Origin of the sequence: Streptomyces sp. NPDC021749 (assembly GCF_040640655.1) — a bacterium.
Lineage (GTDB): Bacteria > Actinomycetota > Actinomycetes > Streptomycetales > Streptomycetaceae > Streptomyces.
Map to the genome: position 1 here is coordinate 1 of NZ_JBFACE010000014.1, position 12,600 is coordinate 12,600.

General features: G+C 71.0%; 15 protein-coding genes. 8 read left to right on the plus strand and 7 right to left on the minus strand.

Features of this window, described 5'->3' with window-relative positions; all coding sequences use genetic code 11:
• Positions 1-120: 120 nt before the first annotated feature.
• Positions 121-744 (minus strand): PepSY domain-containing protein, encoded by a 624-nt coding sequence (locus tag AB0G35_RS16050; RefSeq protein ID WP_360948960.1) that lies wholly within the window; start codon positions 742-744, stop codon positions 121-123.
• Between the two features lie 133 nt (positions 745-877).
• On the opposite strand from AB0G35_RS16050, the gene AB0G35_RS16055 reads away from it, so the two are divergent.
• Together AB0G35_RS16055 and AB0G35_RS16060 are read left to right on the plus strand one after the other, a co-directional pair.
• A complete protein-coding gene (locus tag AB0G35_RS16055; protein WP_360948962.1) occupies positions 878-1,540 on the plus strand; it encodes a response regulator transcription factor in 663 nt (220 codons plus the stop codon).
• Between the two features lie 16 nt (positions 1,541-1,556).
• The gene (locus AB0G35_RS16060) at positions 1,557-2,975 is read left to right on the plus strand and encodes a HAMP domain-containing sensor histidine kinase (RefSeq protein ID WP_360949252.1); all 1,419 of its coding nucleotides are present in this window, start codon (positions 1,557-1,559) and stop codon (positions 2,973-2,975) included.
• Positions 2,976-3,015: 40 nt separating this feature from the next.
• Here the strand turns inward: AB0G35_RS16060 and AB0G35_RS16065 are convergent, their stop codons facing one another.
• The 4 genes from AB0G35_RS16065 to AB0G35_RS16080 all read right to left on the minus strand — a co-directional run bounded on the left by AB0G35_RS16065 (position 3,016) and on the right by AB0G35_RS16080 (position 5,665).
• Positions 3,016-3,492 (minus strand): MarR family transcriptional regulator, encoded by a 477-nt coding sequence (locus AB0G35_RS16065; RefSeq protein ID WP_360948964.1) that lies wholly within the window; start codon positions 3,490-3,492, stop codon positions 3,016-3,018.
• 114 nt (positions 3,493-3,606) lie between these two features.
• Positions 3,607-4,380: an AIM24 family protein gene (locus AB0G35_RS16070; RefSeq protein WP_360948966.1), complete on the minus strand. Its 774-nt coding sequence runs from the start codon at positions 4,378-4,380 to the stop codon at positions 3,607-3,609.
• On the minus strand, positions 4,377-5,027 hold the full coding sequence (locus AB0G35_RS16075; RefSeq protein ID WP_360948968.1) for an AIM24 family protein: 651 nt from the start codon (positions 5,025-5,027) through the stop codon (positions 4,377-4,379). The genes AB0G35_RS16070 and AB0G35_RS16075 overlap by 4 nt, the downstream gene beginning before the upstream one ends.
• On the minus strand, positions 5,027-5,665 hold the full coding sequence (locus AB0G35_RS16080; RefSeq protein WP_078872509.1) for an AIM24 family protein: 639 nt from the start codon (positions 5,663-5,665) through the stop codon (positions 5,027-5,029). The genes AB0G35_RS16075 and AB0G35_RS16080 overlap by 1 nt, the downstream gene beginning before the upstream one ends.
• Before the next feature lie 227 nt (positions 5,666-5,892).
• On the opposite strand from AB0G35_RS16080, the gene AB0G35_RS16085 reads away from it, so the two are divergent.
• On the plus strand, positions 5,893-6,243 hold the full coding sequence (locus AB0G35_RS16085; protein WP_261955656.1) for a DUF3817 domain-containing protein: 351 nt from the start codon (positions 5,893-5,895) through the stop codon (positions 6,241-6,243).
• Positions 6,240-6,536, plus strand: coding sequence for an MTH1187 family thiamine-binding protein (locus AB0G35_RS16090; protein ID WP_302864851.1), 297 nt, complete (start codon positions 6,240-6,242; stop codon positions 6,534-6,536). Before AB0G35_RS16085 ends, AB0G35_RS16090 begins: the two co-directional genes overlap by 4 nt.
• A 136-nt stretch (positions 6,537-6,672) precedes the next feature.
• Here AB0G35_RS16090 and AB0G35_RS16095 read toward each other — a convergent pair whose 3' ends face one another.
• Positions 6,673-7,653, minus strand: a complete 981-nt coding sequence (locus AB0G35_RS16095) for a DUF5937 family protein (protein WP_360948971.1) — start codon at positions 7,651-7,653, stop codon at positions 6,673-6,675.
• Positions 7,654-7,729: 76 nt separating this feature from the next.
• Here AB0G35_RS16095 and AB0G35_RS16100 point away from each other — a divergent pair, with 76 nt between their 5' ends.
• The 4 genes from AB0G35_RS16100 to AB0G35_RS16115 all read left to right on the plus strand — a co-directional run bounded on the left by AB0G35_RS16100 (position 7,730) and on the right by AB0G35_RS16115 (position 11,943).
• Positions 7,730-9,076, plus strand: coding sequence for an MFS transporter (locus AB0G35_RS16100; protein WP_360948973.1), 1,347 nt, complete (start codon positions 7,730-7,732; stop codon positions 9,074-9,076).
• A 56-nt stretch (positions 9,077-9,132) separates the two neighbouring features.
• Complete coding sequence (locus AB0G35_RS16105) at positions 9,133-9,639, plus strand: MarR family transcriptional regulator (RefSeq protein WP_360948975.1); 507 nt, start codon at positions 9,133-9,135, stop codon at positions 9,637-9,639.
• A gap of 109 nt (positions 9,640-9,748) precedes the next feature.
• Positions 9,749-10,081, plus strand: a complete 333-nt coding sequence (locus tag AB0G35_RS16110; RefSeq protein WP_360948977.1) for a DUF3817 domain-containing protein — start codon at positions 9,749-9,751, stop codon at positions 10,079-10,081.
• Positions 10,082-10,242: 161 nt separating this feature from the next.
• Positions 10,243-11,943 (plus strand): methylmalonyl-CoA mutase family protein, encoded by a 1,701-nt coding sequence (locus AB0G35_RS16115; RefSeq protein WP_360948979.1) that lies wholly within the window; start codon positions 10,243-10,245, stop codon positions 11,941-11,943.
• A 49-nt stretch (positions 11,944-11,992) separates the two neighbouring features.
• On the opposite strand, the gene AB0G35_RS16120 is transcribed toward AB0G35_RS16115, so the two are convergent.
• Complete coding sequence (locus AB0G35_RS16120; RefSeq protein ID WP_360948981.1) at positions 11,993-12,580, minus strand: hypothetical protein; 588 nt, start codon at positions 12,578-12,580, stop codon at positions 11,993-11,995.
• Positions 12,581-12,600: the final 20 nt, after the last annotated feature.

Consider the following 12,600-nt stretch of genomic DNA (forward strand, 5'->3'; position numbering starts at 1 on the left):
TGACGGTCCTGCGGGGCCGGTTGTGTGGACTGCTTCGCTTTACGTCCACACAACCGGCCCCTCCGGCCCGTCCCCTCCCGTGAGGGGGAGGGGAACGGTGGGTGGGGGTGGCTCCCCGGGTCAGTCGTCCCCGCCGTCGTTGTCGTGGTCGCCGTCCGTGTCGTGGGCCGGAGCGGTGCTCAAGGTTCCGGTGTGCGGGTCGACGAGCAGCTTGTGCTCGGTGCCGTCCTTGGCGACCGTCTCGACCTCCCAGACGGCCTTGGCGCGGTAGTCGTCGTCCAGCTCGACGGAGGTGACCGTGCCGTGGCCCGCGGCCTTGCGGGCGGCGGCGGCCGCGTCCGTGCGGGCGTTCTTGAGGGTGGCCCGCCCCCCGGCGTGATCGTCGTCCTCATCGCGGTCGACATGCTGGTTCAGCACCCGTGCCGTCCGCGCGTCGAGGGTGACCTCGTGCCACTTGCCGTCCTTGCCCAGCACGTCCGCGTCCCAGACCAGGCCCGGCCGGTCCTGGTCGAGGTCCAGGCCGGAGACGGTGCCCGGGACGGCCTTGAGGGCGGCCGCCGCGGCCTGGGGTGCGGTCACCCGGGCGGCGCCGGCCTCGCGGAGGTCCTCGGTGTCCTGGCGGGCGTGGCCGTTCGCCGGTGCCGTGGTCGGTGCGCCGTTGCCGCTCACCGCGACGGCGGTGACCGTACCGCCGGCCAACAGGGCGGCCGCGGCGGCGGTGGCGATGACGAGGTGGCGCTTCATGTGCTCTCCTCCGTAGGTGCTCGGACCGGTTGTCCGGATCAACGCTGTGCCGCCACAGTGGCCGAACGCACCTGAAGCCCAGCTGAAGCCGGCTGAAGGGCTCTTCAGGTTCCGGATGGCAGGCTTGGCCGCTATGCGGCTCTTGATCGTGGAGGACGAACAGCGGCTGGCCCTGTCGTTGGCCAGGGGCCTGCGGGCCGAGGGATACGCGGTCGACGTGGTGCACGACGGCCTCGAAGGGCTGCACCGTGCCGGCGAGGGCGCCTACGACCTGGTCGTGCTGGACATCATGCTGCCCGGCATGAACGGCTACCGCGTCTGTGCCGCGCTGCGGGCCGCCGGGAACGACGTTCCCATCCTGATGCTGACCGCCAAGGACGGCGAGTACGACGAGGCCGAGGGGCTGGACACCGGCGCCGACGACTACCTGACCAAGCCGTTCTCGTACGTGGTGCTGGTGGCCCGGGTGAAGGCGCTGCTGCGGCGGCGGGGGCGGAGCGCCGCGCCGGTGCTGCGGGTGGGGGCGCTCGCCGTCGACCAGGGGGCGCGCCGGGTCGAGCGGGACGGCACCGAAGTCGCGCTGACGGCCAAGGAGTTCGCCGTACTGGAGCAACTGGCCCTGCGGGCGGGCGAGGTGGTGTCCAAGACGGAGATCCTGGAGCACGTGTGGGACTTCGCCTACGACGGCGACGTCAACATCATCGAGGTCTATGTGAGCGCGCTGCGGCGCAAGCTGGGCGCCGGGCACATCGTGACGGTGCGCGGTGCGGGATACCGGCTGGTGGCCGGTGCGTAGGGCGGCGGGCCGGCTCCTGGGTTCGGTCCGGGCCCGGGCGGCGGCCGGCGCGACCGTGGTGGTGGCGGTGGCGCTGATCGCGGCCGGCACCGCGGTGCTGCTGGTGCTGCGCGGCAATCTGCAGGACCAGGCCGGGCTGCAGGCGGAGGTCGCGGCGCGCGAGGTGGCCGCGCAGATCGCCACCGGCACGGCGTACCCGAAGCTCGATCTGCCGGACGGCGAGGACCATCCGGTGGTGGTCGCCGACGAGGACGGGCGGGTGCTGGCGGCCGGCGAGGACGTGCGGGCCGTCGACGGCCGGCCGGTCAAGGGCGTACCGGCGGGAACCGGAACGGGCGGCTCCGTCCGGTCGGGTGACGAGGACGATGACGGGGACGATGACGAGGCCCCGGGCGGGCTGCGGCCCGGTGAGGTCGACGAGGACGTCCACTACCGGGACGGGACCGCGGACGTCGACGGCACGGTGGCGGCCTACCGGTTCGCGGAGGTCGAGGCCGAGGACGGCCGGGGTGAGAAGGCCGTGGTGCGGGCCGGGTCGGCGCTGGCGCCGGAGCGTGCCGCGGTCGGCTCGGTGCGGACCGCGATGCTGATCGGGCTGCCGCTGCTGCTCGTGGTGGTGGCGGGGGTGACCTGGCTGGTCACCCGGCGGGCGCTGCGGCCGGTGGAGGGCATCCGGTCGGAGATGGCGGCGATCACGGCCAGTACGGACCTGAGCCGGCGGGTGCCGGTGCCGTCGTCCCGGGACGAGATCGGCCGGCTGGCGCGCACCACCAACGAGACCCTGGCCGCGCTGGAGACCAGCGTCGAGCGGCAGCGGCGGTTCGTCGCGGACGCCTCGCACGAGCTGCGCAGCCCGATCGCCAGCCTGCGCACCCAGCTGGAAGTGGGGGTGGCGCACCCCGAGTTGCTGGACGTGCCGGGCGCGGTGGCGGACACCGTGCGGCTCCAGCGGCTGGCGGCGGATCTGCTGCTGCTGGCGCGGCTGGACGCGGGGGAGCGGCCGGCCGAGGCCCGGGTGGACCTCGCGGCCTTGGTGCAAGAGGAGCTCTCGCAGCGGGCCGGGGACCGGATTCCGGTCACCACCGGTGAGCTGGCGGGCGTCGAAGTGGCGGGATCGCGCGGCCAGTTGGGGCGCGTACTGGGGAACCTGCTGGACAACGCGCAGCGGCATGCGGCCGGGGAGGTGCGGGTCGCGGTGGTGCGCGAGGGGGAGTGGGCCGTGCTGCGGGTCGAGGACGACGGGCCCGGGGTGCGGGAAGCGGACCGGGAGCGGATCTTCGAGCGGTTCGTCCGGCTCGACGACGCACGGGCGCGGGACGACGGCGGGGCCGGGCTGGGCCTGGCCATCGCGCGGGACGTGGCGGTCCGGCACGGTGGCACGCTGGCCGTACGGGACCGGGCGGTCTTCGAGCTGCGGCTGCCGGCGGCCGGCTGACCCGGGGCGCCGCGGCCCGGGCGGGGCCGCGGCCGGGCGGTCAGATCGTGCCGCGCTGGGCGCGGAGGTGTTCGGCCACCGGGGCGAGGGAGGCCCGCAGTGCCTGCAGGTCCTCGGCGGAGAAGAGGTCGATGAAGTGCTTGCGGACCGAGGCGACATGGTGCGGGGCGACCCGGCGCATGGTGTCCCAGCCCTCCTCCGTCAGCACGGCGTAGAGGCCGCGGCGGTCCGACTCGCAACTCTCCCGGCGTACCAGGCCGGCGTTCTCCATCCGGGTGATCTGGTGGGAGAGACGGCTCTTGGACTGCAGGGTGCTGGCGGCCAGGTCGCTCATCCGGAGCCGGTGGTCCTCGGCCTCGGAGAGGTTGACCAGGATCTCGTAATCGTTGTTCGTCAGGCCGAACGGTTGCAGATCGCGCTCCAGTTGGTGCATCAGCAGTCTGCTGACGTCCAGATGAGTGCGCCAGGCACGCTGCTCCTGGTCGGTCAGCCAGGGAGTGTCGCTGTCGGTCGTCATGGATGAATTCTACCTGTTAAAAGTTGAATAGTGAATTAATCCCCGTTGGTGACGACGGCCGGCCGGGGCCGGATGTGGGTCAGACGTTCGAGGTCACCGTCCGCAGACTATCGCTCACAGCCCGAAGCGGCGCTGGAGGCTCCCGAGGTTGCCGGGCAGCTGGGGCAGTTGTGAGCCACTTTGCGGAACGTGTCCACCGGCGCCCGGAACGCCCTCCTCCACCGGGACCGCGCCGGTCGCCAGCTCCGGCATCAACTGCTCCGTCGACTGCAGCAGGACCGTACCCGCCCCCACGAACTCGAACTGGTGCTCCTCGCCCGAAGCCCCTCCGATACCGGTGTGCGCGCGCAGCCCCCCGAGGAATCCCCGCAGGTACTGGTGGTCGTAGTGGTGGCACGGCGAGGGGCAGTCGGCCCAGCCGACCAGCGCCTGCGGGTCGACCCGGAGCGGCGGCTCCATGAAGACCACCGGCCCGTTGGACGCGGCCACGAACTTGCCCGTCCCGATCAGCGTGAGGAAGCCCGGGATGATCGACTGCTTCAGCGACAGAGATGGCTGAAACGCGAGCAAGTTGCCCGAGCGAATAGTGAGGTTGCCCTCATCGAGATCGAAGGAATTCACATCGAAGGCACGGTCAGCGAGCAGCATCTTTCCCCGGCCCTCGGCGACCACCCAGTCCGCGGCGTGCAGTGGCGAATGGAAACTTCCGGCGATCAGCCGGTCCAGCCGGCCGTGCCCGATGCCGTGGAAGCCGATCTGCCCGTAGTAGGCGATCATCTTCCCCTTCTGCAGGAACCACTGGCCGTCCAGCTCGACGCTGAAGGCGTACGGATTGACGTTGTCATCGGCCGGGAGCGAAGCGACGTCGTGGACAACGGGACCGGTCACAGCTTCTCCTCCGACGCCTGGACGTAGACGGTGCCCTGGCCCGACAGCTCCAGCTGGAAGGCCTCGCCCGAGCCGCGGCCGACCATGTCGCGCCAGCCGAGCGCGGTGGACAGTTTGTTGCGGACCTCGCCGCGGTGTGCGACGTAGGCCTGGGGGTCGACGTGGACCGGGCGCTGCGGGGTGATCGGCAGCTCCAGCACGCCGCCGTGGGCCATCACCGCGACCGAACCGACACCGGAGAGCGTGGTCGTGAACAGGCCCTGGCCGGTGACCTGACCGCGGACCATGCCCATCACACCGCCCTGGGCGCCCATGAACATCGTGCCCTGCTGGAGCGAGCCGTCGAAGGCCAGCAGCCGGTCGGCCTCGACGTAGAGCGTCTCGCCGGTCAGGTCCACGACGTGGACGTGGTGGCCGCCGTGGCCGAACATCACCGTGCCACTGCCCTCCACCGTCATCAGCGGAGTCGCCTCACCGGCGATCCGGCGGCCGATCATCGAGCCGATACCGCCCTGGCCGCCCTGGATGTTCGGGGTGAACGTCACCTCACCGCGGTACGCGAGCATCGCCCCGCGCTGGCTGAACATCCGCTGGCCGGGCGCGATCGTGGCCTGCACCATGCGGGAATTGAGCGCCGTGAACGGCATCAGACCTCACCACCCACGGTGTTGCGCTCGCTGGGCTGGACGTACACCAGACCCTCGCCCTCGAAACGGATCTGGAAGGCCTCGCCCGAGCCCTCCCCCATGAACGTGCGGAAATTCACGCCCGACTGGAAGTGCTGCTTCAGATCGCCGGTGTGCGCCACATAGGCGCCCGGGTCGACCTGGAGCGGGTACTGCTTGGTGACCCGCAGCACCACCGCGGGGCCGTCCGAGGTGATCGCCGCCTGGCCGCTGCCCTCGACGGTGGTGGTGAACAGGCCGTTGCCCTGGGAGGCGCCGCGCAGGCCCGTGAACGTCGTGCCCGTCCGCAGCGCCGCGTCCGTGCAGAGCAGGTTGCTGGCCTCCACGTACAGCTTCTCGCCGTGCAGCTGCACCAGATTGATCTCGCTGGCGCGGTCGGCGAAATAGCAGGTGCCGTGACCCTTCACCTCCATCACGGCCATCTGCTCACCCGTGAGCCGCCGGGTGACCATGCCGCGCAGGCCCTCGCCACCGCCGGTCATCTTCTTGAAGGACATCTGGCCGTCGTACGCGACCATCGCCCCGTTTTTCGCCTTGACGGCATCGCCCGTCATGTCGACGGCGAGCACCTTGCTCCCCTGGAGCCGAAACTGAGCCACGCATCAGACGGTAATGGCCACCGACCGCGCGGGGCAGGTCCTTTGCCCCTGACAACGCCCGGAGATCTCCCTGACCGCCCGGGCTGGCCCGGCCCAGGCCCAGGCCCTGCGTGGTCCGGCTCACGTCCCCCCGGCGCGGGGATCGCGGGCGCGGCTGTAACAATAGGGCGACGCTTGTGAACCCTTGCACAAGCCTGCTCCTCGCCCGCCACCCGAACGAGGTTCCCGTGGACATCAAGACCGCCGCCGCCCTGCACCGCCTGCGCCTGGCCTCCGTTCCGGAGGCCATCTCCTTCCCGGCGCTGCTGATCTTCGGCACCGGCTTCCGGCTCGCCTTCGACTACGACGCCCTGGTGATGCCGCTCGGCCTGATCCACGGCCTGCTGTTCATCACGTACGTGGTGCTGCTGCTGGACGTGTGGAACCGCACCAAGTGGCCCTTCAAGCGCGTCGCCTTCTTCTTCCTGCTGGCGATCCTCCCGTTCGGCGGTCTCTACGGAGACAGGGTGCTCAAGCGCGAGGAGGAGGCCGGCGTGATCGCCGCCCGCGCCCGCAAGGAAGGGATCGTCAACGCATGATCGTCGCCTTCTCCGTGAGCCCGCTGGGCGTCGGCGAGGACGTCGGTGAATACGTCGCCGACGCGGTCCGGGTCGTCCGCGAGTCCGGCCTGCCGAACCGTACGGACGCGATGTTCACGTCCATCGAGGGCGAGTGGGACGAGGTCATGGACGTCGTCAAACGAGCCGTCGCGGCCGTAGAGGCACGCGCCGGGCGGGTCTCGCTGGTCCTCAAGGCGGACATCCGCCCGGGGGTCACGGACGGGCTGACCTCGAAGGTCGAAACCGTCGAGCGGTATCTCTCCGAGGGGTGAACCCCACGCCCTTCAGGCAGTGGGGGAGCAACGGCGAACAACCCCGACGGCGGGAAAGTCGACCACGTACGCGGCGCCCGCAAAGCGCAGCGGAACGGCGAGAAATGCCCGCGGCGGGACGGCCAGGTCCGTGGGATCAGCCGAGCAACGCGAGGCCCAGGGGCGTCTGCTCGTACAGGACTTCGTGGCCGTGGCGGTGGGAGGTCAGGAGGCCGGCGGCGCGGAGGACGGAGAGGTGGGCCGAGACGGAGGACGGGGCGAGGCCGAGGCGGCGGGCCAGTGCCGTCGTGGAGGACGGCGCGTCGAGCGCGGCCAGGACGGCCGCCCGCTTCGGCCCCAGCAGCCGGGCCAGCGCGGGCCCGGCGTCCGGCTCGGCCCACAGGCCGCCGATCCCGCGCGCCGGGTAGATGACGGTCGGCTGCCACGGCGGGTCGAAGCCGCTCACCACGTCCGGCCAGGCGAAGACGCTGGGCAGCAGCAGCACCCCGCGGCCGTCCAGGTCCTGGGTCTGGGCGAAGTCGGTGCGGGTTTGCACCGTGAGGGTCTCGCCCGACCAGGTCAGCCGCGGATGCAGGTCCGCGAACAGCCGCCGCAGCCCGCCGTCCGCCAACTGGCGTGACCGGTAGGCGATCTCGGCCTCCAGCAGGGCCCGCAGCCGGGGCCAGTCCGGCGCGAGCAGCGCGTGCCAGGCCCGTTCGGTGACGTCGGCCAGCTCCTGCACCGCGCGGGCCGGATCCGCCAGCGCCGCCCGCCCGCGCGCGGACTCCGCCCCACCGGGCGCACACGCCAGCGACTTGGCCATCTCGGCCCGGGCCAGCTCCGGGTCGGTGGCGCGTAGCCGCGCCAGTTCCTCGTCGAACCCGGGCAGCGGGGTGTCCGGGGGCCGGCCCAGGAAGTCCGGGGTGTAGCCCGGTGGCGAGGCCGGCATGAACAGCCACAGTGGCGTCAGGTCCAGCCCGGCCAGCCTCGTGCGCATCCGCCGCAGCCACGGCGCGTGGTAGCCGTGCCGGTCGGTGCGGCGCAGGGTCCGTACGGCTTCGTGCGTCTCGCACAGCGGTGAGATGGCGAACCGGATGCGCAGCAGGTCGTCGGCGCCGAAGTGCAAGTGCAGCGGCATGACCGCGGGACCTCCCCCGGATTCGGCTGGGGCCGAAAGATTACGGGACGGGGGCGGCGCGCGGCAGTCTGCCGCCATGTCCGCGACCCCCGGGCCCGTTCCGCCGGGCCGTCATCCCGCACGCCCCGAGGACGGTACCGAGGAGGTGCGGGAAGGCGGCACCGGCGAGGCCACCGGGCACGCCGCCCCCGCCCGTTACCGGGCCGTCTTCGCCGTTCCGGAATTCCGGGCGGTCTTCGCCGCGCACCTGCTGTCCTCCCTCGGCGTGGTCGTCTGCGAGATCGCCCTGTCCGTCCTGGTCTTCCGGCGCACCGACTCCCCGCTGCTGAGCGCCCTGACCTTCGCGCTCGGGCTGCTGCCGTACGTCCTCGGCGGGACGCTGCTGTCCGCCGTCGCCGACCGGTACCCGGCCCGCCGGGTGCTGGTGGTCTGCGATCTGCTGTGCGCGCTGGCGGCGGCCGGGATGGTCCTGCCGGGCACACCGGTCGCCGTGCTGCTCGCCCTGCGCTGCGTCATCGCCGCCATCGCCCCGGTCTTCGCCGGCACCCGCGCCGCCACGCTCGGCGACATCCTCGGCGAGGGCGATCTCTTCGTCCTGGGCCGGTCGGTGATCCGCATCGTGAACCAGAGCGCCCAGCTGGTGGGCTTCGGCGTCGGCGGGCTGCTGGTGGCCGTGGTGACGCCCGGGGCGGTGCTCGCCCTCACGGCCGTCACCTTCCTCGGCTCGGCGCTGCTGCTGCGCCTTCGCACCCGGGCCCGCCCGGCCCGGGACGGCGACGGTACGGCGGCCGGGCGCGGGGCGCTGCTGGGCGCCTCCCTGGGCGGCGTACGGCGGCTGCTGGCGGACCGCAGGGTGCGTGCGCTGCTGCTCCTGTCCTGGCTGCCGCCGGCCTTCGTGGTGATCCCCGAGGCGCTGCTCGTCCCCTACGCCGATCTGCTCGGCGCCGGGCCGGGCGGTGCGGGGCTGTTGATGTGCAGCATGCCGATCGGTGCCGTGGTGGCGGAGAGCCTGGTCGGCTCGCTCCTGGGGCCGCGGGCGCGGTCCCGGCTCACCTTCCCCATGGCCGTCTTCGCGGTGCTGCCGTCCCTCGGCTTCGTCGCGCAGCCGTCGCTGGGCTGGGCGGTGCTGCTGCTCGCACTGACCGGTACCGGCATCTCGTACAACTTCGGCGTGGACCGGTGGTTCGTCGCCGCGGTCCCCGAGGAGCTGCTGGGGCAGGGGATGACGGTGGTGCAGGCGGGGCGGATGACGGCGATGGGGCTGGCGATGGGCGCGGCCGGTCTCGCGGCGGAGTACGCGCCGCTGCGGGCGGTGATGCCGGCGGCGGGCGCGCTCGGCGCACTCGGCGTCCTCGCGGTGATCCGCGAGGTGCGGCGGACGGCCCCGGGCGGGCAGCGCACCTGTTCCGCGACCGCTCAGTGAGACCGAAAACTGAGACGAGGCTGACCACAATATGACCGCCGGGTAGGGTCGGAGACGTGCCGAAGCCGCTCAGCCTTGCTTTCGATCCCATCTCGCGCGCCGACGAACTGTGGCGCCAGAGGTGGGGAGCCGTGCCGTCGATGGCCGCGATCACGTCGATCATGCGCGCCCATCAGATCCTGCTGTCCGAGGTGGACGCGGTGGTCAAGCCGTACGGGCTGACCTTCGCCCGCTACGAGGCGCTGGTGCTGCTGACCTTCTCGAAGGCCGGTGAGCTGCCGATGTCCAAGATCGGCGAGCGGCTCATGGTGCATCCGACCTCGGTGACGAACACCGTGGACCGGCTGGTGAAGTCCGGTCTGGTCGCCAAGCGGCCCAACCCGAACGACGGGCGGGGCACCCTCGCCTCCATCACGGACAAGGGCCGCGAGGTCTGCGACGCCGCGACCCGGGACCTGATGGCCATGGATTTCGGGCTCGGCGCATACGACGACGAGGAGTGCGCGGAGATCTTCGCGATGCTGCGGCCGCTGCGGGTGGCCGCCGAGGACTTCAAGGAGTAGCGCCGTACGGGACCGCGCCGCGGCGCGCCTCGCGGTCCCTCGGCCCGTGCTCCCTCAGCCCCGTGGCCCCGCGTCCGCGGGCATTTTCCGGGCGGTTACGCTCGTATCCATGAAATCCAGCGTGCTGACCCGCTACCGGGTGATGGCCTACGTCACGGCCGTGATGCTGCTGGCGCTGTGCGCCTGCATGATCGCCAAGTACGGCTTCGGAATGGGCAAGGACCTCACCCTGGTCGTCTCCCAGGTCCACGGCGTGCTCTACATCATCTACCTGATCTTCGCCTTCGACCTGGGCTCCAAGGCCAAGTGGCCGTTCGGCAAGCTCCTGTGGGTGCTGGTCGCCGGGACGATCCCGACCGCGGCGTTCTTCGTCGAGCGCCAGGTGGTGCGCGAGGTCGAGCCGCTGCTCGCCGAGACCGCGCCGGAGCCGGTCAAGGCCTGATCCCGCTCCGTCACGCGCCCGTCAGGTACCACGACGGGCGCGTTTCCGCACCTCCTCCCAACTACGGAACGTGACGTAGGTGACACGAGTGGGTGCCCTTTCGTCGAACCGCGGCCGGCTCCCGTCGACAATTACTAGGACGTCCTAGTAAATTCGATGGTATGGACGCTGACGCGATCGAGGAAGGCCGCCGTCGCTGGCAGGCCCGCTATGACGCTGCCCGCACGCGGGACGCGGACTTCACGACGCTCTCGGGCGATCCCGTCGAGCCGGTGTACGGGCCCCGGCCCGGGGACTCCGTCGAGGGCTTCGAGCGGATCGGATGGCCCGGCGAGTACCCCTTCACCCGGGGGCTGTACCCGACCGGCTACCGCGGCCGCACCTGGACCATCCGCCAGTTCGCCGGCTTCGGCAACGCCGAGCAGACGAACGAGCGCTACAAGATGATCCTCGGCAACGGCGGCGGCGGGCTCTCGGTCGCCTTCGACATGCCGACGCTCATGGGCCGGGACTCCGACGACCCGCGCTCGCTCGGCGAGGTCGGTCACTGCGGCGTGGCCATCGACTCCGCCGCCGACATGGAGGTCCTCTTCAAGGACATCCCGCTCGGTGACGTCACGACGTCGATGACGATCAGTGGCCCGGCCGTGCCGGTCTTCTGCATGTACCTCGTCGCCGCCGAGCGGCAGGGCGTCGACCCGGCCGTCCTCAACGGCACCCTCCAGACCGACATCTTCAAGGAATACATCGCCCAGAAGGAGTGGCTCTTCCAGCCGGAGCCGCATCTGCGCCTCATCGGCGACCTGATGGAGCACTGTGCGCACGGCATTCCCGCGTACAAGCCGCTCTCGGTGTCCGGCTACCACATCCGCGAGGCCGGGGCGACCGCCGCACAGGAGCTGGCGTACACCCTCGCGGACGGTTTCGGCTACGTCGAGCTGGGGCTCAGTCGCGGTCTGGACGTCAACACCTTCGCGCCGGGGCTTTCCTTCTTCTTCGACGCCCATGTCGATTTCTTCGAGGAAATCGCCAAATTCCGTGCGGCCCGCCGCATTTGGGCCCGCTGGATGCGAGACGTCTACGGCGCGACGAGCGAAAAGGCGCAGTGGCTCCGTTTCCACACCCAGACGGCCGGCGTATCGCTGACCGCGCAGCAGCCGTACAACAACGTCGTACGCACCGCGGTCGAGGCGTTGGCGGCGGTGCTGGGCGGCACCAACTCGCTGCACACCAATGCGCTGGACGAAACCCTCGCGCTGCCGAGTGAGCAGGCCGCGGAAATCGCGCTGCGCACGCAGCAGGTGCTGATGGAGGAGACCGGCGTCGCCAATGTGGCGGATCCGCTGGGCGGTTCGTGGTTCATCGAGCAGTTGACGGACCGCATCGAGGCGGACGCGGAGAAGATCTTCGACCAGATCAAGGAGCGGGGTCTGCGGGCGCACCCCGACGGACGGCATCCGATCGGCCCGATGACCTCCGGCATTCTGCGCGGCATCGAGGACGGCTGGTTCACCGGCGAAATCGCCGAATCCGCCTTCCGTTACCAGCAGGCGCTGGAAAAGGGTGACAAGAAGGTCGTGGGCGTCAATTGCCACGAGGGTTCGGTCACCGGCGATCTGGAGATCCTCCGGGTCAGCCACGAGGTCGAACGCGAACAGGTCCGCGTCCTCGCCACCCGCAAGGCCGCCCGCGACGACGCCCGGGTCTCCGCCTCCCTCAAGGCCCTGCTGGCCGCCGCCCGCGACGGCAGCAACATGATCGAGCCGATGCTCGACGCGGTACGCGCCGAGGCCACCCTGGGCGAAATCTGCGGGGTGTTGCGGGACGAGTGGGGCATCTATACGGAGCCTGCCGGGTTCTGAGGCTTCCTGCCGGGCCCGACGAACGCCGCGGGCCCGGCCCTGTCCCGGCTCAGCCGGGAAGTGCGAACGCGAGAAGCGGGCCGGCGGCGAGGCCGATGACGCCGATTACCGCGATGCCGACCACGACGACGCGGCCGGCCGTGCCCTTGGTGCTCCGCCACGAATCCGTCAGGCTCATGCCGTTCTTGTCGAGCTTCGTTACGAACCAGAAGACGACGAACGCCTCGATGAGCAGCAGCCCGGAAGCGATCAGGAACATCTTCAGCGCACCGCGGGGGTCATCCGGCAAGACCTCGTTGCCGCTGCGCTGGGTCGACAGCGTGTGTCCCTTGGGGTACTCGGCCGCGAGGCCGCTCACGTGGGCGTCGTCGGCCACGACTTTCCCGTCGTCCGCCCGGAACGTGCCGTTGCAGGTGAAGGTGTCGGGGGATCGGCTCGTGTGCCGTTTCCCGCTGACGGGATGCTTCATATAGCAGTAGTCGACCGTGAGCTTCCCATGCGTTCCCGCGATTCCCGCCTGGATCAGCCCCATCCAGGCGACAACGACACTGGCCGCCAGGACGCCCAGAATGGCGAACAGATGGACGCAGCGCCACCAAATACGCTTGAGGTCTTTTGGGTGAAATGTCTGGGGCATGGGGACATTCTCTTCTCTGG